This is a genomic window from Streptomyces sp. NBC_01320 (assembly GCF_035974375.1).
In the GTDB taxonomy this organism is placed as follows: Bacteria; Actinomycetota; Actinomycetes; order Streptomycetales; family Streptomycetaceae; genus Streptomyces; species Streptomyces yanii.
This window is the reverse complement of record NZ_CP108390.1, coordinates 10,564,026-10,588,070: the sequence shown is the minus strand read 5'-3', so window position 1 is coordinate 10,588,070 and position 24,045 is coordinate 10,564,026. Positions and strand designations below refer to the sequence as shown.

The 24,045-nt window shown below is 68.6% G+C and carries 18 protein-coding genes and 3 pseudogenes; 13 read left to right on the top strand and 8 right to left on the bottom strand.

The window, feature by feature from the left end; genetic code table 11:
* Positions 1-101 precede the first annotated feature (101 nt).
* A complete protein-coding gene (locus OG395_RS48265) occupies positions 102-1,721 on the top strand; it encodes an IS1634 family transposase (protein WP_327243145.1) in 1,620 nt (539 codons plus the stop codon).
* A 325-nt stretch (positions 1,722-2,046) separates the two neighbouring features.
* Here OG395_RS48265 and OG395_RS48260 read toward each other — a convergent pair whose 3' ends face one another.
* Complete coding sequence (locus OG395_RS48260) at positions 2,047-2,346, bottom strand: hypothetical protein (RefSeq protein ID WP_327248575.1); 300 nt, start codon at positions 2,344-2,346, stop codon at positions 2,047-2,049.
* Between the two features lie 695 nt (positions 2,347-3,041).
* Between OG395_RS48260 and OG395_RS48255 the strand changes: the two genes are divergently transcribed.
* From OG395_RS48255 to OG395_RS48230, 6 genes are all read left to right on the top strand, one after another.
* A complete protein-coding gene (locus OG395_RS48255; RefSeq protein ID WP_327248574.1) occupies positions 3,042-4,319 on the top strand; it encodes a lyase family protein in 1,278 nt (425 codons plus the stop codon).
* 217 nt (positions 4,320-4,536) lie between these two features.
* The gene (locus tag OG395_RS48250; protein ID WP_327248573.1) at positions 4,537-5,154 is read left to right on the top strand and encodes a GntR family transcriptional regulator; all 618 of its coding nucleotides are present in this window, start codon (positions 4,537-4,539) and stop codon (positions 5,152-5,154) included.
* A 362-nt stretch (positions 5,155-5,516) separates the two neighbouring features.
* A complete protein-coding gene (locus OG395_RS48245; RefSeq protein WP_327248572.1) occupies positions 5,517-6,569 on the top strand; it encodes an ABC transporter substrate-binding protein in 1,053 nt (350 codons plus the stop codon).
* Positions 6,566-7,462 (top strand): ABC transporter permease, encoded by an 897-nt coding sequence (locus tag OG395_RS48240; protein ID WP_327248571.1) that lies wholly within the window; start codon positions 6,566-6,568, stop codon positions 7,460-7,462. Before OG395_RS48245 ends, OG395_RS48240 begins: the two co-directional genes overlap by 4 nt.
* A gap of 2 nt (positions 7,463-7,464) precedes the next feature.
* Positions 7,465-8,277, top strand: coding sequence for an ABC transporter permease (locus OG395_RS48235; RefSeq protein ID WP_327248570.1), 813 nt, complete (start codon positions 7,465-7,467; stop codon positions 8,275-8,277).
* A complete protein-coding gene (locus OG395_RS48230; protein ID WP_327248569.1) occupies positions 8,274-9,398 on the top strand; it encodes an ABC transporter ATP-binding protein in 1,125 nt (374 codons plus the stop codon). Before OG395_RS48235 ends, OG395_RS48230 begins: the two co-directional genes overlap by 4 nt.
* A 202-nt stretch (positions 9,399-9,600) precedes the next feature.
* Here the strand turns inward: OG395_RS48230 and OG395_RS48225 are convergent, their stop codons facing one another.
* Positions 9,601-11,217, bottom strand: coding sequence for an IS1182 family transposase (locus OG395_RS48225; RefSeq protein ID WP_327248568.1), 1,617 nt, complete (start codon positions 11,215-11,217; stop codon positions 9,601-9,603).
* Positions 11,218-11,463: 246 nt separating this feature from the next.
* Between OG395_RS48225 and OG395_RS48220 the strand changes: the two genes are divergently transcribed.
* Positions 11,464-13,167 (top strand): ISAzo13 family transposase, encoded by a 1,704-nt coding sequence (locus OG395_RS48220; RefSeq protein ID WP_327242291.1) that lies wholly within the window; start codon positions 11,464-11,466, stop codon positions 13,165-13,167.
* 76 nt (positions 13,168-13,243) lie between these two features.
* On the opposite strand, the gene OG395_RS48215 is transcribed toward OG395_RS48220, so the two are convergent.
* The 4 genes and pseudogenes from OG395_RS48215 to OG395_RS48200 all read right to left on the bottom strand — a co-directional run bounded on the left by OG395_RS48215 (position 13,244) and on the right by OG395_RS48200 (position 16,119).
* On the bottom strand, positions 13,244-14,146 hold the full coding sequence (locus OG395_RS48215) for a transposase family protein (RefSeq protein WP_327242292.1): 903 nt from the start codon (positions 14,144-14,146) through the stop codon (positions 13,244-13,246).
* A 304-nt stretch (positions 14,147-14,450) separates the two neighbouring features.
* The gene (locus tag OG395_RS48210) at positions 14,451-15,275 is read right to left on the bottom strand and encodes a glutamate racemase (RefSeq protein ID WP_327248567.1); all 825 of its coding nucleotides are present in this window, start codon (positions 15,273-15,275) and stop codon (positions 14,451-14,453) included.
* Positions 15,276-15,436: 161 nt separating this feature from the next.
* A pseudogene (locus OG395_RS48205) lies at positions 15,437-15,763 on the bottom strand (transposase); the annotation flags it as partial.
* An 86-nt stretch (positions 15,764-15,849) separates the two neighbouring features.
* Positions 15,850-16,119 carry a hypothetical protein gene (locus tag OG395_RS48200; RefSeq protein WP_327248566.1) on the bottom strand — a complete coding sequence of 90 codons (270 nt, stop codon included), beginning with the start codon at positions 16,117-16,119 and terminating at the stop codon, positions 15,850-15,852.
* 31 nt (positions 16,120-16,150) lie between these two features.
* Here OG395_RS48200 and OG395_RS48195 point away from each other — a divergent pair, with 31 nt between their 5' ends.
* On the top strand, positions 16,151-17,656 hold the full coding sequence (locus OG395_RS48195; protein WP_327248565.1) for a TerD family protein: 1,506 nt from the start codon (positions 16,151-16,153) through the stop codon (positions 17,654-17,656).
* 346 nt (positions 17,657-18,002) lie between these two features.
* On the opposite strand, the pseudogene OG395_RS58710 reads toward OG395_RS48195, so the two are convergent.
* Positions 18,003-18,158, bottom strand: a pseudogene (locus OG395_RS58710) (DUF3152 domain-containing protein); the annotation flags it as partial.
* Between the two features lie 625 nt (positions 18,159-18,783).
* Here OG395_RS58710 and OG395_RS48190 point away from each other — a divergent pair.
* The 4 genes and pseudogenes from OG395_RS48190 to OG395_RS48175 all read left to right on the top strand — a co-directional run.
* Entirely contained in the window at positions 18,784-19,473 is a 690-nt protein-coding gene (locus tag OG395_RS48190; RefSeq protein WP_327248564.1) for a response regulator transcription factor, read from the top strand.
* Between the two features lie 17 nt (positions 19,474-19,490).
* Positions 19,491-21,152, top strand: a complete 1,662-nt coding sequence (locus tag OG395_RS48185) for a sensor histidine kinase (protein WP_327248563.1) — start codon at positions 19,491-19,493, stop codon at positions 21,150-21,152.
* Positions 21,149-21,949 (top strand): hypothetical protein, encoded by an 801-nt coding sequence (locus tag OG395_RS48180; RefSeq protein WP_327248562.1) that lies wholly within the window; start codon positions 21,149-21,151, stop codon positions 21,947-21,949. Before OG395_RS48185 ends, OG395_RS48180 begins: the two co-directional genes overlap by 4 nt.
* Before the next feature lie 181 nt (positions 21,950-22,130).
* Positions 22,131-22,390: pseudogene (locus tag OG395_RS48175) on the top strand (MarR family winged helix-turn-helix transcriptional regulator); the annotation flags it as partial.
* A gap of 97 nt (positions 22,391-22,487) precedes the next feature.
* Here OG395_RS48175 and OG395_RS48170 read toward each other — a convergent pair.
* Positions 22,488-24,017, bottom strand: coding sequence for an MFS transporter (locus OG395_RS48170; protein WP_327248561.1), 1,530 nt, complete (start codon positions 24,015-24,017; stop codon positions 22,488-22,490).
* Positions 24,018-24,045: the final 28 nt, after the last annotated feature.

The following is a 24,045-nucleotide window of genomic DNA, read 5'->3' as shown; positions in this document are numbered from 1 at the left end:
CGGATGATCCGGTCATGTGGCCGGTACCTGGACGGGTGTGGTTCGTTGAGTGGGATGTGCCGATATCTCGTACACGTCGTTCCCGGGTCCAGCGTCCCCGCATGGCGGTGGAGTTGACCTCTGTGGTGGAGAGGCGTCTGGGCGCTCTGCCTGCCTCTGCCGAGTTTCTGCGCCGGCTGGACGTGGCCGGGATCATCGACGAACTGTGCCCGGTGCGGGACGTGGCGCATCTGACCCACGGGCAGGTCATCGAGGTGCTGGTCGCCAACCGTCTGTCCTCGCCCACGTCGATGGTCCGGGTGGAGGACTGGGCACGGAAGTGGGCCGTGGAGGAAGTCTTCGGCGTAGAGCCTGGGCTGCTCAACGATGATCGGCTCGTCCGTGCGCTGGACGCGATCGCGCCGAATCTGGAGGAGATCACCGGCTCGGTCGGCGCGCAGGCCATCACGGAGTTCGGCGTCGATGTCACTCAGATTCACTGGGACATGACCTCGCTGTCGCTGTTCGGTGCCTACGAGGACCAGGAAGAAGGCTTCCCGCAGGTCAGGTACGGTCACCCCAAGGACCGGCGAGTGGACCTGAAGCAGATCCAGGCCGGGCTGGCCGTCAGCCGCGACGGCGGCATCCCGCTCTTCCACCGGGTCTACGACGGCGGCGCGGGCGAGGTCGCCCAGGTCGTCGGCGCGATGAAGGCCCTGCGGAAGATCGCCGACCGCAAGGACTTCCTGCTGGTCGCGGACTCCAAGCTCGTGTCGTACCCGAACATCACCGCGCTGCTGGACGCGAAGGTCGACTTCATCGCCCCGCTCCCGGCCGCCCAGGTCAAGGACGAGGTCTACGCCGCCTTGGACGTGGACTCCGCTCAGCTGGTCGGCTACGTCAACGACCGCGACCGCGAGCGGAATACCCCCGCCGATCAGCGGGAGTCCTACCGGGTTCTGGAAGACGTCCACGTCATGGCCGGGCCCCGCAAGCGTGATCCCGTACATACCTTGCGGCGGATCCTGGTCCACTCCACCGGCAACGCCAAAGGCCAGCAGGCCGCCCGTGCCAAACGCCTGGCCAGGGCGGCGGAGGACCTGGACAAACTGCAGTGTTCCGCCGGCGGCCGCTACTACAACACCGCCGCCAAGGTCGAGGCCCGGATCGGCGTGATCACCAAGACCCGCCGCGTGGCGAGCTGCCTGCGCACCACCGTCACCACCGATACCGACGGCCGCCCGTCGCTGACCTGGCACTTCGACCAGGACGTCCTGGACGCGCAGGCCGCCGCCGACGGCTGGTACGCCCTGGTCACCCGACTCACTCCCGAGCAGGCCGACGCCGCCGAGGCCTTACGGCGCTACAAGGGCCAAGGCGTAGTCGAACGCCGCTACAGCGACTTCAAGGGCCCGCTCGCGGTCGCGCCGGTCTTCCTGGAACACAATCGACGCATCGCCGCCCTGATCAGCGTGATCTGCCTCGCGCTGCTGGTGTTCTGCCTGATCGAACGCCAAGTACGCCAGGCCCTGGGCCCCGAGCAGACTATGAGCGGCCTCTACCCCGACAACCGCAGGGTCCGCCCCACCGGACGCATGATCCTCTACCACCTCGACAGCCTCATGCTCCGCCCCGGCACCGCCACCGACCCGCCCACCATCCTCATCAGCCAAGGAGTCCAAGCACACCTGCTCGAACTCCTCGGCATCGATGAAACCAGACCCCGCTGGCTGGAGACCTAAATCCCCATGTGCGAAGTCACCGACTAGCCGTTCGCGGCACCAGCGCACCGCAGGGGCCTCCGTCTTACGAAGAGCTCGGCGGCTCGGGAGGAAGCGAAGAGGTCGCCCTGCGACGGGCTCACACCACAACGATCTACGTACGGGAGGCCGGGTTGGGTTCCGCAGCGGCCCGAAGACACCGGGCGCCACCGTTCTCTCATAAGGCCTCGACGGGCCGGGAACCGACAGGAGTCTGCCCGGTGCCCACGCGGCCGCTACGAACCCAACCCGCTTCAACAGTCCAGCAGCTCACCCACGAGCTGATCTGGAACCGCCTACACACGAATTAGGAACCGTTCTTCGGATTGGCGAGGAACTTCAGGTCGGTGGCCACCTGGCTTGCCGTCAACGGCGAACCGCCGAAGCACGTGACGCCACTCTTGAGGGTGAACGTGGCACCGTGCATGTCAGTCTTCCAGCTGACGGCGAGTCCCGACGCGAACGTCCCGTTGGGCTGCCAGTTGACCAGCGAGTCGTACGCCAGGCCGGTGAGTCCGAAGATCAGCTGATTGCGGTACGGGTCGAAGGTGCCGAGATCGTCCAGTCCCGTGCCCAGCGTGAAGGTCTGGTCGTTCGCGTACGTCACCGGCCCGTGACGGTCGTGCTGGCTCGATACGCCGGAGCAGCCGGCAAGGACGACACACCCGACGGCGGTGAGGGCGCAAAACACATTCTGCGCATCAGGGCTCCTTGGTGTCACCCGGGCCTCAGACGCCCGCCAACTGGGTGGCCTGAGCGCAACCAACGATCTATGCCAGGGTGGCCGAACTGCGACCTACAGATGTCGCAAGGTCTGACCCGGGGTTTGGACACGTTGCACTTGCCGGAAATGTCATCCGCCGAAGCCAGGCTGCGTGTTGGGTCGATCTTCGCCCGGCGGCCAATACGTCCGGGTTCCCGCACTCCACGGCCGCCCGGCCTCCCCGGCATCGCTACGGATCAGGAATTTCCCCGGTGCGCTTGCTCTCCCCGCAGCAATGCCGGGAAGCCGCTCTCGTCCGACCACCTCGACCATCCGGATCGCTTCCTCGCCTACCTGGACCGAAGCCGCCCCAGAAGGAGCCGTAGTTGCGGTTCGGGTCCCTGTCCTCGGACGGGGTGATCAAACTCTGACCCTGCCAAGGTCGCAGCTAGGTAACTAGACAACCTGGTAACTAGACAGCCTGGTTCCTCGGTCATAAGGTCGCTCACAGGTGGCCAAAGTTCATCCGTTCCTACTTGAACGCTGGGCTTTTGCTCCCTTGACGCTCTCCGTAGCCCGCCGATTGATCGAGGTAAGGCATGACTGAGTCGAATGACACCGCCGTCCCCGTGCTGTGGGGTCCGATGACTGCGCTGGTACTGCAGAACTCGCCGGCCTCCGGCCGGCGGTTGCGGGACCTCCCAGCGTTCGTCCGTACGTTTGGGGAGGTCAAGCTGGCTGCGGTGCGCGCGAACCGCGACGTCGGCGTCTTGGACGAGGTGCGCGCCAAGGCCATCGCAGAGGCGGCGAGCGAAGTCGCGCAGGGCGGTCTGATAGATCAGTTCCCGGTGCGACTCGTGGCCACCGGCGGCGGTACCGCGACCAACATGAACGTCAACGAAGTGCTGGCGGCGCGGGCGAACCAGCTTCTCTCGGGCGACGCGGATCTCGCGGTCCATCCCAATGATCACGTGAACCGGTCCCAGTCGTCGAACGACACCTACCCGACCGCGACGAAGGTGCTTCTGGTGCGCCAGGCGTACGAGGTCGCGGCGGCCCTGCGAGAGCTTGCGCGCAGCTTCATCCGGCAGGCAGAGCAGAACGTCGGCCTGGAGCGGATGGGCCGCACCTCCTGGCAGGACGCCGTCGTCGTCCCGGTGTCGGCGACGCACCAGGCCCACGCTGCGGCGGCAGGACGGTTCGCCGACCAGTTCGAGGCTGCCGCACAGACGCTGATGGCTGTTCCGCTCGGTGGCACCGTGCTCGGGACCGGAGTCGGGGCGCCGGAGGGATTCAAGGCTTCAGCAGTAGAGCACCTGGTCGACATCACGGGTCTGCCGCTGCGGCCGAGCACAAACCCCATCGATGCGTTCGTGCACGCCGACGGCTACGCCGCGCTGGCCGACACCGCAGCCCGGTGCGCCAGCATCCTGTTCAAGCAATGCCACGACCTGCGCATCCTCAGCTCGGGCCCGAACGGTGGACTCTCGGAGCTGTCGCTTCCCAAGCTCCAGCCCGGATCGTCGATCATGCCTGGCAAGGTCAACCCGGCCGTACCCACCATGGTCATCCAGGCGACCTTCGCAATCCGAGCGGCCGCCGCGGGTGTGGGCATGGCCGTCGCTTCCGGCGACCCCGACACCTTCGGGCACGGGCCCGCAGTGGTCGCTGGTCTCTCCCCGGCACTCACCGAGTTGGCCTCCGTGGTGTCCGTGCTCACCGACAAGTGCATCGACGGCCTGCGCTGGAACAAGGAGCGGCTCGCCGCACTCGGCGCAAGTCCCTTCGATGCCGCCATCACGCGGGCGGAGAAGGACGGATACGACGCAGTCGCCGGCCGCTCGGCCCGCACCTACCTGTCGACACAGAATGAATAGCTATGAGCACACACAGCAGCGCCAGAGCCGACATCGCACGATTCGGTACAGCACAAATCTGTCGGCCGACCATGAACGGGCGGTATGCCGAAGTCGTCGGCCGGGCGGCGCCCGGCCGAAGCGCTCCAGATCGTCGAGCCCAGTCCGGGGCGCCACAGCGAGGCTCTAGGATGGGGTCCTGATGCGACCGGCAACGAAACTGCAGCGGACGAGCCTGGTGGACCAGGCCGTCGAACAGCTGCGCACCGAAATCATCAACGGTTCGCTGCCCCCCGGCACGCCACTGCCAGAAGTACAGGTCAGTGAGTGGCTGGGCATCGCCAGGCCGACGGTCCGTGAGGTGCTGCTGCGGCTGCAGAACGATGGCCTCGTCCAGAAGCATGGCCGCGGAGTGGCACTCGCAGTCACCCGCATCACCCGTGACCAGATGGTCGACATCTACGTCGCACGGTTCCATCTCGAGACGGCCGGCGCCCGGTCGTTTGCCACCGCCGCCCCGTCGGCCCGCGAGGAACTGGACCAAAGCCTCGAGGGGCTCGACGCAGCGATCGCATCGGCCGACCGGTTCACCCAGCTCCGTCTCGAAGCTCGCTGCCACACCGCAGTTGTCGGCCTGACCGGCTCGCAACGCTTGGTCACTGCCCACACGCAGCTGATGGTGGAGGCTCGACTGGCCGCCATCACGGCGGGCGTTGTCGATCACGAGATCGTCATGGCCAATCACCACAAGTTCGTTGACCTGCTTCGGGCAGGACAGACAGAAGCCGCCTGCCAGCAACTCGGGGAACGCATGAACGCTGCCCGCGGCCGGCTCCTGAAGAACCTCCCTGAATGATCAACCGGGCTCGCCACCGTTTCGCGGCCCACACGTTGACGCCCTGAGCGCGCAGCACCACCGCTACCCACACGGCTGCTAGCGCGCCTCCACGATCAGCTCCCCGGCTCCGCCTTTCCTCGCCGGAGTTGGGGAGCTTTCCTCGCAATCCGTCGACTCTGGCCAGTCTGCCGACTCTGCCGACGACGGTTGCCATCACTGCCTCACATCTCCGTTACGCAACCTCTCGGATAACGGAGACAAAGCTTCTCCAATTTCCTCAGTGAACGGGATGAACATCCCATTCCTGATGTTCAGCGCCCAATCAAGCACATACGGAATCGATATATCCAAACTAGTTCCACATTGGAGGTGCGGCCGACATGAAGAAGTTCATCAGCGTGGCGCTCGTGCTCGGGCTTTCAGCGTCACTGGCGTCCTGCACGTCTACCGGCCTGGACACCGGCGCCGGTGGAGAGGACGTAGTTGTCGTCCAGGGCTTCGGCGCCGAGTACGAAACCCTCTTCAAAGAACACATCGCGAAGCCCTTCACGAAGAAGACCGGCATCCAGGTCAAGTACAGAGCTGGGGGATCCGGAGCGGAGACCTACGCCGCCATCCGGGCCGCCAACGGCGAACCAGGCTTCGACCTCGCCGTGATGACCTACTTCGAGCTCGACCAGGGCCACCGGGATCACCTGCTTGCCCCGGTGACCGACAAGCAGGTGCCGAACATGGCACATGTGCCCCAGAAGCTGCAGGAACACACCTACAGCGTCGGTGCCATCCAGGACGTCCAGCAGGTCTCCCTGATGTACAACCGCGACGACTTCCCGAAGCCGCCCACCAGTTGGGACGTGATGTGGGATCCCAAGTACGGCAAGGGCGCGCTGGTCTTCAACCCGAACAACATTCTCGGGGTCTACGCCCTGCTCAACCTCGCAGACATAGGCGGCGGGGGAATCACCAACATGGGCCCCGCCTTCAAGCGGACCGAGGAGATGGCCAAGCATGCCCTCGCCACCCCCACGACCTCGGCCGAGGCCGTGCCGTTCATGGCGAAGCAGACGGCCACGGCCTTCCCGTACTTCGACGGCCGCGCCGCGATCTACGCCAAGACCAACAACTACGACTTCACCGTTCCCCGTGAAGGCACGTACGCGCACCTGGGCGGTCTCGGTATCCCGGACGGTGCCGAACACAAGGACAACGCCTACAAGCTCATCGACTACTGGCTTTCCAAAGAGGTTCAGGAGCGCTGGGCGCGTGCCTACAACGTCGGGCCCGCAATCAGCGGCCTGACCTTCCCCCCGGACTTCGCGGCCAAGCACATCACGACGCCGGAGAAGCTTGCCAAGGTCAAGATCGCTGACGCGGCGACGGTCAACAAGCACCGCACCGAGTGGCAGCAGGAGTGGCAGGAGGCCGTGCGATGACCACCTCCCTGACGGGCTCGCCCGCGCGCGTGCCGGCGTCGGCGCCGACACGGAAGCGTTCCAGGCTGCCGTTGCTCACGTTGCCCGCGACGGTCTGGGTGCTGGTGGTGTTCGCCGTCCCGACCATGATTCTCCTCGCCAGCAGCGTGCTGACCTACGACGGCGCCAAGGTCACTACTCATCTCACCTCCGAGAACTACACCGATCTGTTCGGCGGCAGCTACTTCCGGTCGGTGCTCTGGGACACCGTCTGGACCTCCGTCGTGGTGGGCCTGGCATGCACGGCTATGGGGCTCCTGGTCGCCCACTTCCTCGTCCGGACCCGCTCACGTCTGCGCACGCTCGTCCTGCTCATCGTGGTATCGCCCCTGGTGTCCAGCGTCGTCGTCCGTACCTACGGCTGGCTGGCGCTGCTCCAGGACGACGGGCTGCTCAACAAGATTCTCCTCTGGACAGGAGTGACTGACGCACCCGTCGCGTTCATCGGGACCTGGTTCGCTGTGATCGTCGGGCTCGTGCACGTGCTCCTGCCGTTCGCGGTGTTCACCGCGATGTCCAGCGTGCAGGGCGTCGATCCCGCACTGGAACGTGCATCCCGCGACCTCGGTGCGGGGCCGGTCCGCACCTTCTTCCGGATCACGCTGCCACTGATCCGGCCCGGCTTGATCTCCGGTTTCATGCTTACCTTCGCGATCAGCCTGGGCGCGTTCGCCACGGCCGCCGTACTCGGCGGCGGGCGGGTCCAGACCCTCGCCACCCTGGTCCGCGACCGCATGGTGGTCAGCCTCGAATGGGGTCAGGCCGCGGCAGTCGCAGTGGTCATCCTCGTGGTGAGCGCCATCACAGTGTCCGCACTGCTGTGGGCCGGCAACCAGTCACGAAAGGGGATCTGATCATGACCATGCGCTTTCGTCCATGGATCCTGCTGCGCTCCGTACTGCTCGCGCTGGTCATGCTCTTCATCGCCGTGCCGATGGTCGTCGTGGTGTGGACCTCCATCCAGCCCGACACCTACCCGGCCTTCCCACCGAGCGGACTCTCCCTGCGGTGGTGGGACTCCGCGCTCACCCGCGAGTGGCTGCTGCCCATGGCCCTGTCCGCCCAAGTCGCACTGGCCTCCGCGCTGTGTGCCCTCGCCATGGGCACAGCCGCTACGTACGCTCTGTCCCGCGGTCGGGGCCGTGGCCGCGCCGCGTTGGAGGGCTTCCTCGCCACCCCGCTGCTTTTGCCGGAGATCGTGATCAGCCTCGGCGTCGTCCAGCTGATCTCGATGCTGAGCGCGCGCGGACTGATCGGCTCCCCCCTGCTGGTGGTGACGCACACGGTGATCGGCATCCCGTTCGTCCTGCGCACCGTGGGCGTCAGCCTGCTCGGGGTCAACCCCCTGTGGGAACGAGCCGCCCGCGATCTCGGTGCAACGCCCCTGCGCGCGTTCACCTCGGTCACCCTGCCGCTCATGCGATCAGGCATGTTCGCGGGAGCACTCTTCGCCTTCATCATGTCGTTCAACAACGTCGAGCTCTCCCTGTTCCTCACCACACGCGACGCGAACACCCTGCCCATCCAGCTCTTGCAGTACATGGACTACGAGTACTCGCCCACCCTGGCCTGCGTCGCGGTCACCAGCGTCCTCGGCATCTGCACCATCGCAGGCATCGCATCCCGGTTCACCCACCTGACCGAGTTCATCCACGGAGGTACCAAGTGACCGCACTCAGCGCCGTCCAGCGACCGGCCACCCAGGGAGGAGCCGGTGGTTACGCTGTCACATTGGGCGGCATATGCAAGCAGTTCGGTTCCTCGGTAGCCGTCGACAACCTCGACCTCGATGTACACCCCGGCGAGTTCCTCACCCTGCTCGGGCCATCCGGCTGCGGCAAGACCACGACACTGAACATGATCGCGGGCTTCCTGACCCCGGACAGCGGACAGATCATGCTCGACGGGCAGGACGTACACCAGCTGTCACCGGACCGGCGCGACACCGCCATGGTTTTTCAGCAGTACGCCCTGTTCCCTCACCTGACTGTCGGCCGAAACGTCGGCTACGGACTGCAGATGCGCAAGTGCCCCAAGGCGGAGATCCGCAAGCGCGTGGCCGAGGCGCTCGAACGCGTCGGGCTTGCCGGTCACGAGGATCGCCTGCCCAGTCAGCTCTCCGGCGGGCAGCAGCAGCGCGTCGCGCTTGCCCGGGCCATCGTGGTGCAGCCGAAGGTGCTGTTGTTCGACGAGCCGCTGTCCAACTTGGACCTGAAGCTGCGCGAGCAGCTCCGCCTGGAGATCAAGCACCTGCAGCGCGAACTCGGCACCACCTCAATCTTCGTGACGCACGATCAGACCGAGGCACTGGTAATGAGCGACCGGATCGCGGTGATGCGAGCCGGCCGCATCGACCAGCTCGACACACCGGAGACGATCTACCGGGAACCGGCGAACGCGTTCGTTGCCGGATTCGTCGGCCAGTCCAACCTGATTCCCGGCGTCTGCACAGAAGCGGGAGCCGACCGATGTGACGTCCAGTTGCCCGCATCGGGCATCGTACATGCGCGACATCCCGGGACAGTCGTGGCGGGCGACTCCGTCCTCGTCCTGCTCAGGCCGGAGGCACTCCGCCTGGGTGGAGAGAGCGCGGCAACATCGATCACGGGGCAGGTGGTCGAGGTCGTCAACGAAGGCAACATCGCCACGGTCGTCGTTGAGATCACAGGAGACGTCCGGCTCCGGGTCGCGGTGTCCGACCCGGCCGCGCTCAGCCTTCCCGCGCCCGGCGACATGATCTCCGTCTCTGTTCCCCCGGGCGCCGCTCGAGCGCTGCCCGCAGAGGACTGAAATCTCGTATCTCAGAAGCAGCAGAGACTAGGACGGGAGCGGACGCGACCCATCTGCCAGTCCCGCCGGCTCCGCTCGGTTCTGGCGCCGATGCCCGAGCGGAAGAGTTCCGGCCGCCACCCAGCGGCCGGAACTCGGCTTCCTACGCGAGAAAGATCGGTGCCTTAAGCTTGACTCTAAGGGGATCTTGGCTTCGCTGCGGTCAACTGCTGGTGGATCGCCAGGACTTCGGCCGGTGGATCTCTTGCTGATCGAGGTAGTTCTGGAAGGCGGTCGGCTGGCGGGGTGGGGGCGCTTCCCCGGTCGACGGCAGTCCGCTGAGGCGCTCGATGTTGACGGCGATGGCGGTCAGGACGTGCTGGACGTGAGCCTTGTCCTGGCCTCGATAGCGGCAGCGGCGCATGCCGTGGCCGTGGGCGAACTCGTTGACAGTTCCCTCCACCCCGGAACGGACCGCGTACCGCGCCTTCCACTCGGGCGTCTGCTGCTCGGTCCGGACGCGGAGTTGCAGGTCGCGGAGTTCTCGCGGTGGGAAACCCACGTTGCGGGCGCCTTCGCGGGAGGTGGTGCACTGGGCGCGGACCGGGCAGGGCCGGCACTGACCCTTGGTGAACCGCGCCACGATCAGCGGGGCCGCGGTGGGCGAGGACGTCGGGTAGGGACCATGCCAGCCTCGGCTGACCTGGCCCTGGGGGCAGGTCACCTGCCGGCGGTCGAAGTCGATGTGGAAGTCGTCCCGGCCGAAGCCCTCGCCTCGACGGTGCTGGCGGGTGGGGTTACCCGGCAGCGGTCCGGTGACGGTGACCTGGTGTTCGCGGGCGGCCTGTTCCAGATGGACCAGGGAGGTGTAGCCGCTGTCGACCAGGTGCTCAGCGGGCAGCAGGCCGCGACGCCCCAGGCGAGTGTGGATGCCGGGCAGGACCTGGCTGTCGTGCGTGGTGGCCGCGGTGGTGGCCACATCCGTGATCACGTTGGGGCCGTCAGGAGCACAGGTCTCGGTCAGATGAGCGGAGAACCCTCTCCAGCTGACGATGTGTCCGTGACGTGCGTAGCGGGCCGAGGTGTCGTAGGGAGAGACGATCGCCCGGGACGAGGGCGGCAGCCCGGGCCCGCCGTCCTCCTCGGTGCGCCAGAGCAGGCGGCCTGCGGCGTCGCGGTAGTAGTTCTGCACCATGATCTGGCGTAGGGCCTGGACGCGGGGGCCGGACGCTCGGCTTCCCCCGTGCCGGTAGAGGTGTTCCAGGAGCCGTAAGGCGTCGTCGCCGGTGGCGAGGATCCTGGTCTTGGGCCGGGTGGGGCTCTTGCCCAGGCGGACCGGTCGGCCGTAGCGGCGCCCCCATTCCTCGTCGACCAGGCCGTCCAGCAGGTGGCCGGCGGTGCCGGCGACTTCCTCCAGCGCGGCCCGCACCGCCTCGGTGATCAGTTCCAGCCGTGTCAGGTCACGCACCGCGGCCAGGACATGGGTGGAGTCGGTGCGCTGCGTGGTGCGCTCGCGCACCAGACCGGCGGCTTTGAGGCGGGCCAGCGCGAGGTCGAGGAGGCGGTCAGCACGCTCGCCCTCGGCGAGACGGTCACGGAAGTCGGCCAGCACGCTGTGGTGGAAGCCGGGGTCGTCCAGCTCCATGGCCATGGCGTACTTGAAGTCGATGCGGCAGCGCACCGCCTCGGAGGCCTGCCGGTCCGACAGACCGAGCAGGAACTGCAGCACACAGACGGTGGCCAGTTGAGCGGGCGAGAGGCCCGGACGCCCGTCGCGTGGGTACCAGTCGACGAAGTCCTCGTCGCACCACAGTCCATCCAGCCGATCTCTCACCCACATCGCCGTCGTACCGCCCGGGTTACTCGCCCGAGCAACCTGCGTAGTCAGAGACGGGACCTGCTCACCGGAACGGGGACGGAGCGACAACGCACACCTCGACAACTGCATCGGCCTTCGGAACAGACCCGAGCATGCCCGTTGAGCAAGCTGTCGCACCGGAGAACACCAAGATCCCCGACAGAGTCAAGCTAAGGGCTCGCAGAGAATCAACGTGTTGCTTCCGGCGATGCGGCTCGTTGATGTGGTATGGGCATAACGCAGGAGATTCGAGATCAACTGAGTGCGAAGTTCGGGGTGTTGTTCCCGCATCTGGACGAGCGGCAACAGCGTCTGCTGATGGGAGCCGAGGCCCGGCTCCTGGGACACGGCGGGATCCGGGCCGTCGCCCGGGCAGCCGGGGTCAGCGAGGCGACGGTCCGCAAGGGCGTCTATGAGCTGGAGGCTGGCGAAGGGCCCCTGGGGCGGGTCCGCCGGCCCGGCGGCGGACGGAAGAAGGCCGCCGACCTGGACGCGGGACTGCGTCCCGCACTTCTCGCCCTGGTCGAGCCGGACATGCGCGGGGACCCGATGTCGCCGCTGCGGTGGACGACCAAGTCGACCCGGAACCTGGCCGGCGAGCTGACGCTTCAGGGACACAAGGTCAGTGCCGACACGGTCGGTGACCTGCTGCGGGAGGCGGGCTTCAGTCTGCAGGCCAACTCCAAGACCGTCGAGGGCAAGCAGCACCCGGACCGGGACGCCCAGTTCCGCTACATCAACGACCGGGCCAAGGACCACATCAGCTCCGGAGATCCGGTGATCAGCGTGGACAGCAAGAAGAAGGAACTGGTCGGCCAGTACAAGAACGCCGGGCGGGAGTGGCAACCGGGGGGCGAGCCGGTCAAGGTCAAGACGCATGACTTCCTGGACCGGGAGGGGCCCGGCAAGGCGATCCCGTACGGGATCTACGACATCGCGGCGAACACCGGCTGGGTCAGCGTCGGCACCGACCACGACACCGCCGCGTTCGCGGTGGAATCCATCCGCCGCTGGTGGCAGGCCCGCGGCCGACACGATTACCCGCACGCCACACGGCTGCTGATTACCGCCGACGCGGGCGGTTCCAACGGCTACCGCACCCGCGCCTGGAAGAGTGAACTCGCTGCCCTGGCCGCCGAGACCGGCATGGACATCACAGTCTGTCACCTACCGCCGGGCACATCGAAGTGGAATCGGATCGAGCACCGGCTGTTCTCCCACATCTCCATGAACTGGCGCGGCAGGCCCCTGAGCAGCCATGACGTCATCGTGGAGACGATCGCGGCGACCACCACCCGCACCGGACTGACGGTCGAGGCCCGCCTCGACACCGACAGCTACGACACCGGCGTGAAGGTCAGCGATGCCCAGGTCGACGCGCTGGCGATGAGCCGGCACCGCTTCCACGGCGACTGGAACTACACGCTCCATGGCGATGCCTGCCCGCCCCCACGCCAGGGCGCGGGCATGGAGACCGAAGCGCGGTCGCCCGAGCTCCCGAATGACGTTGCCGCCGGCTCGCTCCGTGACCCGGAGCTGACCGGCATGACCGATCCACAACTGGACGTTCTGGTCAGCGCGTTGATCCCAGCACTGGCACGACGACGAGAGCAGACTCGCCGCGAACGCCGGGGCGGTGAGCGCCAACGAGCACGCGGTGCGGGCGCCAAGGACAAGCTCTCCGACGAAGACCGCATCCTGGCCACCGTGCTCAGCCTTCGCAAGATTGGTACCCACGACCTGCTCGCCCAGCTCTTCGGCGTCACCGGGAGCACCCTCACGCGGGCAGTCCAGGAAGTACGGCCCCTCCTGGCCGAGCGCGACCACGCGATCCCGCCTTCAACCGCCAGGTTCCGCACCCCGGCAGACGTGGCCGCCCACCTCGGCAAGTACGGCAGCCGACCCCCATCAGAGATCAAACCAGCATGTTGATTCTCTGCGAGCCCTAACGACGTGGTCGGCGATTGAGGTCGGGGCGTGCTGGCCTGGCGGCTCGGCTGGTGGGTGATCAGCAGACGGTGTCGCGGACGAGGACGAGTTCGGTGCTCGTCCGGTGCCGGGTAGGCCGCAGGGCGGTCCGGTCAGAAACCAGGGAGGCGATCGCGGCGTGGGTCTCGGGGTAGGTCTCGCGGCGGCCGGTGTAACGCTGGAGGGGCCTCCACTTCTTCGTCTCGCCGATGACGTGCTCGACGCAGATCCGGCGGGAGGACTGGCGGCGCCGGTATTCGCGGTGCGCGAGTTGCTCGCCCTGCGGGGCGTCCTTGTCCGGCTTGGGCGGCGGGACGGTGACCTGGCCGGGGAATTCCTTGGCCAGGCCCTGGTAGCCGCTGTCTGCTTCGACGTGGACCTCGGGGTGGAGTCTGAGCTGCTCGGCGATGCCTTCGGTGCGCATCGCGGTCTGGTCGTGCATCCGGCCGGGCCTGTCGGCCCCGGACCACAGCATCCGCCCGGAACCGTCGCAGATCGTGGTGGTCTTGCAGGTGTTCTGCTTCTTCTTGCCCGACACGAACTGCTTGCGGCCCGGCTTGCCCGGGCGGGGGCGTCTGACCTGGACCTCGGTGCCGTCCAGGCGCAGGTCGATGTTCTCGGCCTCGGCGTAGGCGAAGACGTCGGCCAGGGTGCGCAACCGCAGACCGGGGCGTTCGGGGACGGAGAAGCCGCGGGTGGCCAGCAGGGGCCGGATCTGCCCGATCGCGTCGGAGACCGTGGAGCGGCCCACGGCGTACATCTCGGCGAGCGCGGCGTGCGTCAGGCCGGTGCGCAGGTGAACCACGGTGAGCATGACGCGGTCGCAGAAGTCCAGTTCCGGCTTCGGCCCGGCACCGGCCTGACGGCGTCGGACACCACCGCGCCGCTCGTACAGCGCGGACTCCTGGCGCGCGGTCCAGGATTCGTACAACTCCTCGGTCAAACCGCCGAGATGTGCACCGGACAGGCCGGAGAAAGCAGGATGGGACAAGGCCGCGCGGGCCCACTTCTTGGTCACACTCGAAGAACTCGCGCGGCCGCCATCACGTCACGGCCCTGGCCAGGACACTCAATCGCCGACCACGTCGTAAGAGGACCTCACAGATAGGCGCGGTGAGGAGCCCCGGCGCGAAACAGGCACAGACTGGGTGATTACAGAGCTGACACGCTCTGTGATCACCCGGGTCTGTCTCGAACGGAGTGCTGTACGCACCTGGCCGAGAAGGTGCAGGGGATCTGGGGCTTGCTCAGATCGCGGGTGCAGCCATCGGGGAGCGAGTTGCGGCGGAGATGAGAATTTCGCGGGGTACCCGCCCTGCTGCGGCGAGTGCGCGGCCCAGTGGGTAGACGTGGGCGCCTGTTGGGAGGTTTCCGCGGCGACCGCTGAGTACCACGTTGATGGAGCCCATGGTGCTGTTCGATTCCCTGGTTCGGTCCAATCGCCGCAGTGTTTGGCGAGCGACTGCCTCCGCGCTGTCGTACAGGGTGGTTCCTACGGGCAGGCTCTGCAGAATCTCTGGCGCCACCAGGGGGTAGTGCGTGCATCCCAGCACCACAGAGTCGCAATTTTGGGGGGTTCGCTCGGCCGCGTCGGAGATCGCTTCCGTTGCTGCGGCCATGTCGCCGTGGTCGATCGCCTCGGCCAGACCAGGGCATGCGACACGCGCGACAGGCCGACCGTTCGCGTAGTCCGCGATCAGGCGATCCTGGTAGTCACTCAACGTGGTCCGGACGGTTGCCCACACGGCGATGCCTTGGCCGGTTGCTGCGGCCGATTTCACGGCGGGCACCGTTCCGATCACGGGTACGCGCGGTTCGAACCTCTCGCGCAGAGCGTCGATCGCGGTGACGGTGGCGGTGTTGCAGGGGACCACGATGGCCTCCGCGCCCCGTTGGACGGCCAATTGAGCGGCACTGAACAGACGGTCCGTGACGAAGGAGGCCGTTCTCGACCCCCAGGGGGCACCGTCGGGGTCCAGAAACAGAAGCAGATCGAGTTCCGGGGCGAGGTGCCGAAGCCAGCCTGTAGTGGAAAGGAGGCCAAACCCTGAGTCGATCAATGCCACCGTCATAGGGTCAAGTTACCAGCCAGGTCTTGCCGCCTGGCTGGACTGGTACGGCTCATGGACCACTGCGAAGTTCCCTCAATGAGTAGGTGCGATGGCCGGTGAAGGCTCCGTTTGAGCCCGCTCCCGCCGAGCGCTTCTCGCGCGCGGGCGTGCATGGTGGTCCGTCACGGGCAGCGGCGCGGGCGGTCCTCCCAGCGGTGAGTGGTCCACGCTCGGCGGATCAGTCTGCGCACGGTGATGATGGTGTCGGCGAGGTCGAAGAAGGCATTGATGACGGTGGCTCGGCGTTCGTAGCAGCGGGCGAGGCGGTGGAAGGCGTTCTGCCAGGCGTGGGTCCGTTCGACGTGCCACCTCTGGCTTGCCTGGATGGGCGCCCTCTCGCCCTTGTGCGCGATGCGGCCGCGCAGGCCGCGTTCGTCGAGCAGGGCGCGGGTCTTGTCCGAGTCGTAGCCGGCGTCCAGGTGCACGGTGATGTCGTCGGGCAGCGGCCCTGAAGTTGCGAGTTAAGGATTCTGGGACGGGAGGCAAGTCCGGGAAGAGTTTCGACCGAAACGCTTCCCGGACTTGCCTTTCGGCGCTACGGCTCGTCGCCGAGCGTCTGTTCCATCTGTTCGGCGAACTCGGGATCGTGCGTGCGGATGAGGCGGAACCGGTCGGCCCGCAGCACCGGCCGAGCGGGCTGGGGTGGTGGACCCCGAAGGGTCGGCAGTTCTTCGGCCAGGTGCAGCTGCTGAACGCCCGCGGCACCGCCGCCGGCAGCGTCCAGATCGAGAAGGTCCTCCCGGACACCGGCCCCTTCGGCATGCCGAGGGTCACCCGCCCTCGGAATCCGCCGGAATCCATCCACCGCGGATGGCGACCGGTGACAGGATGCCGGTATGACGATCATCATCAAGGGGGCCAACACCCCGCTGCCCGGAGGCCCGTTCCGCATCACGGTGGCCCACGAGGCCCGGCCGGACACCCCCCTGGTGGCCGCCACGGCGGTGCTGCTGGACGCGGCGGCCCGGGTCCGTGGTGAAGCCGACGTGGTCCACGGCGATCGGACCCCGCACCCCTCGGGCGCCGTATGGCACCTTGGCGGGGCGGCGGAGGGTGGGCACCTCGTCCAGCGGCTGGAGGTGGACGAGGAGGCGGTGGAGGCCGCCGTACAGCGGGTGCTGATCGCCGTCCTCGCCACGGGCGGGACGTTCGACGCGGTCACCGGGCTGTCCGTGGAGGTGGCCGGCGGCGAGGGCCCGCCGGTGGCGAGGTACGAGGTCACGGACGCCGGCGGGGATACCGCGCTGGTGCTCGGAGAGTGCTACCGCCGCAACGGGGCCTGGCGCTTCCGCGCCGTGGGCCAGGGCTACAGCGCCGGACCGGCCGCTCTCGCCGCCGACTTCGGCATACCCGCGGAGGCCCTGCCGACCGCGCTGCTGCCGGGCTCCGCGATGGCCGAGGTCCACAAGGAGGCCGTCCCGCCCCCGGGCGTGATCCCGGGCCTGACCATGAACAAAACCCCGGCCGCGACCCCGGGCGTGCCCGTGAGCGGGGCCCGGGTGATGTCCCTGGCGAAGGCACCGGGCCCGGCCACCGAGGTCCATGAGGGCCACGGCAAGCTGGAGCTGACCGTGGTGAACCCGGAGCCCGGCCGGCCGGCGGTCGTGGAGTTCGAGCGGACCCGCGCACCCAGGCCGCACAGCTGGTTCTACATCTGGCGGCTCGACGAGCAGGGCGAAGTGGACGAGCTGAGCATCTTCTCCTCCACCAGAGACGCGCGGGGACAGCTGCTGGCGTTCGCCAAGGGCGAGCCCGAGGTGCGGATGAGGGTCGAGGGCTCCGGCGACTGGCAGCTCCGGGTCTGCCCGATCGACACGGTGGAGACCCTGGGCAAGCTCGCCGAGGGGCGGGGACAGGCCGTGCTGCGCTACGCGGGCCCGCCCGCCCTGATCCGGGCTACGTGCGACGGCTCCGAGGACATCAGCAGCTATGTGCACACCATCCAGCCCGACGGCACCAGCCACAGGGTCGGACAGATCGGCACCAGGCTGCCAATGACTGGTCCGCTCGCCGTGGGGCCCGAGGGCTGGTGCCACGTGGTCGTGAAGCTGGACCACGCGGCCTCGTGGAAGCTGGACGTGCTGCCCCTGGACGACGTCCGCGAGCTGGGAGGGAAGCTGTCCGGCCACGGCTGGGAACTGCTCGAGATGACCGGTTCCGCCGCGAAGGTGCACGTCCGACTCGCCCGCGGGGCCGAGTCCGACACGATAGTGCTGGCCACCATGGACGCGTACCTGCGCCCCGAGCGGCAGCTGTGCCGGAAGCCAGGGACCTACCTCGTCCCGCCGGGCCTGATCGGGGTCCGCACCTCCGAGAAGTGGAGTCTGAAGGTCCGCCGCTGACCGGAGCGCCCGACCCCGTCGCGTCGGTGACGCCGACCTCCGCACGGAGCGGACGCCCACGGTTCCCTGGTGTCTGGATCTGTAGCCGCCTCCGGCACGAACTGCCACCGCGCCGCCGACCTCGCGGTTCGTTAACCCCCACATGACCAACGTGCCTCAGACCCCCAGATAACTGTTCAGCACGCGCTGGACGTCCCCCCTGCCTCACGTGCCTATAGATATCCGGCCACCCCAGATAACCAGGTCGTCCAGGCGGTCCAGGGTCGGGGCGAGCAAGGCAAGGAGAGCGGCCGGCCGTTTCCAACGGTTCCCAGCACGGTGTCTTCGCCGGGATACGGGCAGTCCCCGCCGGGGCCCCGAGGTACTTCCCGTGGCTGTCGTACGGCCAGGCGTCGGCCTGGCAGCCGTGCAGCCCGTCGATCTGCTGCATCATCGCCGGAGCGGGGAGGCCGGGCCCCGGGCAGGTCTCATGGCCGTGGCCGATGCGGTGCCCGGCCTCGTTCCCGTCCCGCTATGCGGGATGGTGGGCGAAGAGGAGGGAGAGGGAGAGAGACGCGGACGCCGTCGGAGGACGGGCGCTCTTCGACGAAGTCCCCTTTACACCGAAGGCGAGTCGTCCGGTCGCTGCGAGGCACCGTGCTCCCGGGTCCCGGCGCCGGCCGCCGTGGCCGACCGAGCAGTGCCACCGTTCCCCTACACCACCAGAAGGTCAGCGCCGTCACGCCCCCCAACGCCACCAGGCCGAGCAGGCGCCCTGTGAGCGGGTGATCGGCGAGCGCGGTGGGTGGCGGATCCGCCCGCCCTTGCGGACGGACCGGTCCCCGAGGGGCGTCGGGCGGATGGCTTCTTGGCATGGCGCATGGTGCGTTGACGGTTCCCTTGTCGGTGCCCGGGGAGCCAGGGCGGATGTCGGTCCCTCGGGAGGAGCGAGGTGATCCCACGCTGGGAAGCCCACGTGATGGGACATGGTGCAAAAAGTCACGGAAAGATAAGGAAGGTTGGGTTGCCGCACGGCCGGCGCCATGACGCGCCGTACGGATCGGCGTGTAAGACCATTGCGTAACGGCTGCCCCCCACAGCCCCGCCGCCCGCCCCGGCACCGAAGTTCGCGGACGCATACTGGGACCATGTCCCGCGTGCTGCTCATAGAAGATGACGACTCCGTCCGCAGGGCCGTCGACCTGGGGCTGAGGCGCCAGGGTCACGAGGTCCGCACGGCGGTGACCGGAGAGGAAGGACTGCGTCGGATGACCTCATTCCGGCCCGACGTGCTGGTGCTGGACCTGATGTTGCCGGGGATGGCGGGGCTCGATGTGTGCCGCCGGGTGAGGGAGAGCGAGCAGTTGCCGATCATCATCGTGACTGCCAAGGGCGATGATGTGGACGTGGTGGTGGGCCTTGAGGCGGGCGCGGACGACTATGTGGTCAAGCCGGTACGGGCCCGGGTGCTGGACGCCCGGATACGCGCGGTGCTGCGCCGCGCCGACGCCCCGGTGCCGGCGGGGGGCAGGCCGCGCGTCGAGTCGCACGGTCCGCTGGCCATCGACCGGGCCGGTCTGGTCGTGACCCGCCACGGTGTTCCGGTCCTACTCGCCCCCTCCGAACTGCGTCTGCTGCTGACCCTGTCCGCCGCACCCGGCCAGGTGTTCAGCCGGCAGCAACTACTCGAAGCGGTCTGGGAGCACAGCTACCACGGTGATATCAGGCTGGTCGACGCCTGCGTCAAACGGCTGCGCTCCAAGCTGGGCGAGTCCCGCTCGGAGCCCCAGTGCATCGAGACGGTGCGCGGCTTCGGCTACCGCTTCCGGTCGGCGTGAGAAGGGAGCGACGACCAGTGAGACCACTGGCAGCTGCCCGGCGTCCCCTGAGCGGCCTCCGGGTCCGGCTGGTCCTCTCCTTCGTACTGGTCGCCGCCGCGAGCGCGCTCGGCACCGGTGCCCTGACCTTCCGGGAGGCGCGCACCGGTGTTCTCCAGCAGAGCCAGGACACCGTGGTCAACCAGTTCCGGCAGAGCGTCGACACCCTGATCCCCGAGCTGCCGCTCGCCCCGGCCCAGGCCGATCTCGACACCCTTGTGACGCGGCTCGCACAGGACCACCGGACGGACGGCTGGCGGGTCCTGGCCACCTACGGCGGGCTGACGGCGGCTTCGGCCCCCTCGTCCGGTTCCAGTGAACTGACCCCGTCGCTGCGGAAGTCGGTCACATCCCGCGCGGTCGCTGTCTTCCAGCGGGTACGGGCGGACGGCCAGTCCGTGCTCGTCGTCGGACTCCCGGTCACTTACACCGAGGACGCCTACACCTCCCGCACACTGTCCGGCCTGGCCCTCTACCTCGTGGTATCGCAGCGGACCGAACAGACCTATGTCAACGCGCTGATCACCGCAGTCGAACGCGCCACCGTGCCCGCCCTGGTGCTCGCCGTCCTGCTGGCACTGCTGCTCGCGCGGGGTGTACTACGTCCGGTACGGGCGCTGCGCGGAGCGACCCGCCGGATGGCCACCGGGCACCTCGACACCCGGCTCACCGTCCAGGGGTCCGACGAACTCGCCGATCTCTCACAGGCGTTCAACGACACCGCCGCCGCGCTCGAGATATCCGTCACGGAACTGCGCCGTATGGAGGACCGGGCCCGCCGTTTCGCCGCCGATGTCTCGCACGAACTGCGGACCCCGCTGGCCGCGATGACTGCCGTCACCGATGCCCTCGCCGACGAGGCACTGCTTCTTGAGGGCGACACCGGGGATGCCGTACGGATCATCACCGAGGAGACCGTACGGCTGACCCGGCTGGTCGACGATCTGATGGAGATCTCCCACTTCGACGCGGGAGCGGCGGAACTCCACCCGGACGACATCGACCTCGCGGAGTCCCTGCGGCGGACCCTCTCGGCGCGCGGCTGGCTCGGAGAAGTGGACACGGACCTGCCGGACGGGGTGCGGGCCCGGGTCGATCCCCGCCGCCTCGACGTGGTGGTGGCCAATCTGGTCGGCAACGCGCTGCGGCACGGCCGCCGCCCGGTGACACTGGCCCTGCGCCTGGTGGAGGAAGGGGCGGAAGCGATGGAGAGCGCGGAGCCTGCCGGGCGGCTGGAGCACACCGCGCTGCTGAGGCATACCAAGCGGGTCAGGCGCGCGGACCAGCGGGACCGGCCCGCCTTTTCCGGCCGGACGGACGGCACGGACCGGGCGGATGAGCAGTACGGACCCGGCCGGTGGGTGGTGATCGAGGTGGAAGACAACGGCCTCGGCATCCCCCGGACGGCGCTGCCCCACGTCTTCGACCGTTTCTACAAGGCCAGTTCGGCGCGGACCCGCAGCGAGAGCAGCGGTCTAGGGCTCGCCATCACAGCGGAGAACGTCCACCTGCACGGCGGACGGGTGCACGCAGCCAACCGGCCGGGCGGCGGCGCGGTCCTCACCGTCGTCCTTCCGGCGGGGCCCCGTGAGGCGCGGGACGCGGACGCCGGGCAGCGTGGCGAAGGGAGCCCCGCGTGAGACATGGTGCGGATGACCGCCCCACCGCCGTACGCATGGCACGGCCGGCGCCGCGCGGCGGCTGGGCACCGTTGCGGTGGACGGCGCCAGCACTGGGGCTGGCGGCCCTCGCCCTCAGCCTGGCGGGGTGCGGGGTCCCGCCGTCGGAAGTGATCGACGTGGGTAAGCCGGCGACCGGGATGTCTCCGGCGACGGAGGTCTACTTCCTTACCGGGGACACGGGGACTTCCCAGTCACCGAAGGCCCATTCCCCGGGCACCTCGTCCCCGGACGGTGACGGCGGGATGGCCGCCGCCGACCCGAGCGTCACAGGAGGCGCGACGCCGCGTACCGCGACCGGTGCCGGAAGTCTGCACGCGGTGCCCCGCCCAGCGGCGTCCGGCACCGACCCCGTCTCCTATGCGGTGCGGCAGCTCGTCGCCGGACCGACCGCCGTGGAAGCCGCCGGGCTGACCACGGCCCTGCCCCCGGTGAAGCACCCGTCCCGGATCACGGTCGAGACCGGCCGCCACGCCGATACGGTCGTCATCCGCTTCCCCGCCGGTACCGACCGGCTGACGGAACCGGCCCTGCGGCAGCTGGCCTGCACCGCTGCCCGGGCCCACCGTGCTGCGGAACGGAGCGCGGGCGGGGAGACCGGGACGAGGAGCTCCGCCGTCCCGGCCCCGGCGACGGTCCCAGTGCCCGCGGCGCGGGCCCCGGTCGAGGTCCAGGTCACCGACCGGCACCCGGCCGGGAACGGGGAGCCGGGTGCCGGCTGGGAGGTCACCGTGACGGACGACGCGTGCCCGTCATAGGGAGTTGATGGCGCCCGCGCCCGGCGCACTCGGGTAGCGCGGCTGCCTCCCGGCGGCCAGGGCAGGGGCAGGCGGCGGGGTCCGCCCCTTTCCGCCGGGCCGTCCCCGGCGGCGACGGGCAGCCGTTCAGTCGGTCGGCCTCGGCGAGCGCTGTCCTGGCCGCGTCGTCCCTGCCGAGCCGGCCGTCGCCCGTCTGGAGAAGAACGGCTGGGTGCGCCGCGAGGACTGCCACTCCGACAAGCGGGGCCAGTTCGCGGTGTTGACGGACGAGGAGAACGAGGTGCTGCGGCAGACCGCGCCCGGTCACGTGGCCGCCGTGCGGCAGACCATGTTCGACCGGCTGTCCCCCGAGCAGCAGAAGTCCCTCAGCGAGATCATGCGGATCGTCGCCGAGGGACTCCGCCCCGCGAGGCGGGCGCGGGCCTGCCCTGGCTGCGCTGAGCGCGCGGCCGGGGCAGGCCCTGGATACCGTACGTACGGGGCATCCCCTCCCCTTACGTACGAACGGAACGAGCGGCCCGGAGGGGTACCGCGAGCGTCAGTGCGCGACGACCGGCACCGGCAGCTCGTCCTCGACGCCCTCGCCGGAGGCGGCGACGGTGGTCTCGCCCGGACGCCCTGCGTTGACGAAGGCCAGGGCAATCAGGGCCGCGACGACCAGGATGCCGACGGCGAACCGGATCGCGCTGGTGTAACCCTGCACCTGACCCTGCAGCTGGACCAGTTGCTGCTGTGACCGGGTGGCCGCGCCGCCGATGTGGTCGGCGATGTAGGACGTGGTGGCCGAGGCAGCGATCGTGTTCAGCAGCGCCGTACCGATCGCGCCGCCCACCTGCTGCGAGGTGTTGACCATCGCGGAGGCGACATCGGCGTCCCGGGGTTCGACGCCCTGGGTGGCCATGGACATGGCCGGCATGAACGCCGTACCCATGCCGAGGCCGAGCAGCAGCACGGCGGGCAGCAGCACGGCGGCGTAGGAGGAATCGATCTCCAACTGGGTCAGCAGCAGCATGCCGACGGCGGCGAGCAGGAAGCCGGGGCCCATCAGCAGCCGGGGCGCGACCCGGGTCATCAGACGGGTGCCGATCTGGGTGGAGCCCGTGACCATGCCCGCGATCATCGGCAGGAAGGCGAAACCAGTCTTGACCGGCGAGTAGCCCTTCACGACCTGGAGGTAGTAGGTCAGGAAGAGGAACAGGCCGAACATCGCGATGACCGCCAGGCCCAGGGAGAGGTAGATCCCGCCGCGGTTGCGCTCGGTGACCACGCGGAGCGGCAGCAGCGGGGCCTTGACCTTGGACTCGACGAGCACGAAGGCGAGGAGCAGGACGGCGGCACCGACGAACATGCCGACCGTCACGGAGTCGCTCCAGCCGTCGGACTCGGCGCGGGTGAAGCCGTAGACGAGCGCGACCAGACCGAGAGTGGACAGGATCACGCCGGGGATGTCGAGCGGCGAGCGGTCGCGGCCGACCCGCGGCTCACGGATGACGAGGTACGCACCGGCGGCGGCGACGAGCGCGAACGGGATGTTGATGAAGAACGTCCAGCGCCAGTTCAGGTACTCGGTGAGGAAGCCGCCGAGGATGAGCCCGACGGCGCCGCCGCCACCGGCGATCGCGCCGTAGATGCCGAACGCCTTGGCGCGCTCCTTGCTGTCCGTGAACATCACGGCGAGCAGGGACAGCGCGGCGGGCGCGAGCAGCGCGCCGAAGACACCCTGGAGGGCACGGGCGCCGAACATCATCGCCTCGTTGGTGGCCGCGCCGCCGAGCACGGAGGCGACGGCGAATCCACCCAGCCCGACGACGAAGACCCGCTTGCGCCCGCACAGGTCGGCGATCCGGCCGCCGAACAGCAGCAGACCGCCGAAGGCGAGGGCGTAGGCCGTGACGACCCACTGCCGGTTGCCGTCGGAGATGCCGAGGTCCTGCTGGACGGAAGGCAGGGCGATGTTCACGATGGTGGCGTCGAGAACGACCACCAGCTGCGCGAGCGCGATGAAGACGAGCGCTTTCCAGCGGCCGGCGTCCGGGACACCGGGAGCCTGTGCGGCTGTTTGAGGCATGGGGGTACCCACTTCGGGACGTGAGACT

What these genes read in the sequence shown, in the direction of transcription:
- OG395_RS48195 (WP_327248565.1), top strand. Translation starts at nt 16,151, where the DNA reads ATGACGATCATCATCAAGGGGGCCAACACCCCGCTGCCCGGAGGCCCG.
- OG395_RS48240 (WP_327248571.1), top strand. Translation starts at nt 6,566, where the DNA reads ATGACCACCTCCCTGACGGGCTCGCCCGCGCGCGTGCCGGCGTCGGCG.
- OG395_RS48210 (WP_327248567.1), bottom strand. Translation starts at nt 15,275, where the DNA reads ATGACGGTGGCATTGATCGACTCAGGGTTTGGCCTCCTTTCCACTACA.
- OG395_RS48225 (WP_327248568.1), bottom strand. Translation starts at nt 11,217, where the DNA reads ATGTGGGTGAGAGATCGGCTGGATGGACTGTGGTGCGACGAGGACTTC.
- OG395_RS48190 (WP_327248564.1), top strand. Translation starts at nt 18,784, where the DNA reads ATGTCCCGCGTGCTGCTCATAGAAGATGACGACTCCGTCCGCAGGGCC.
- OG395_RS48235 (WP_327248570.1), top strand. Translation starts at nt 7,465, where the DNA reads ATGACCATGCGCTTTCGTCCATGGATCCTGCTGCGCTCCGTACTGCTC.
- OG395_RS48220 (WP_327242291.1), top strand. Translation starts at nt 11,464, where the DNA reads ATGGGCATAACGCAGGAGATTCGAGATCAACTGAGTGCGAAGTTCGGG.
- OG395_RS48265 (WP_327243145.1), top strand. Translation starts at nt 102, where the DNA reads ATGGCGGTGGAGTTGACCTCTGTGGTGGAGAGGCGTCTGGGCGCTCTG.
- OG395_RS48245 (WP_327248572.1), top strand. Translation starts at nt 5,517, where the DNA reads ATGAAGAAGTTCATCAGCGTGGCGCTCGTGCTCGGGCTTTCAGCGTCA.
- OG395_RS48255 (WP_327248574.1), top strand. Translation starts at nt 3,042, where the DNA reads ATGACTGAGTCGAATGACACCGCCGTCCCCGTGCTGTGGGGTCCGATG.
- OG395_RS48170 (WP_327248561.1), bottom strand. Translation starts at nt 24,017, where the DNA reads ATGCCTCAAACAGCCGCACAGGCTCCCGGTGTCCCGGACGCCGGCCGC.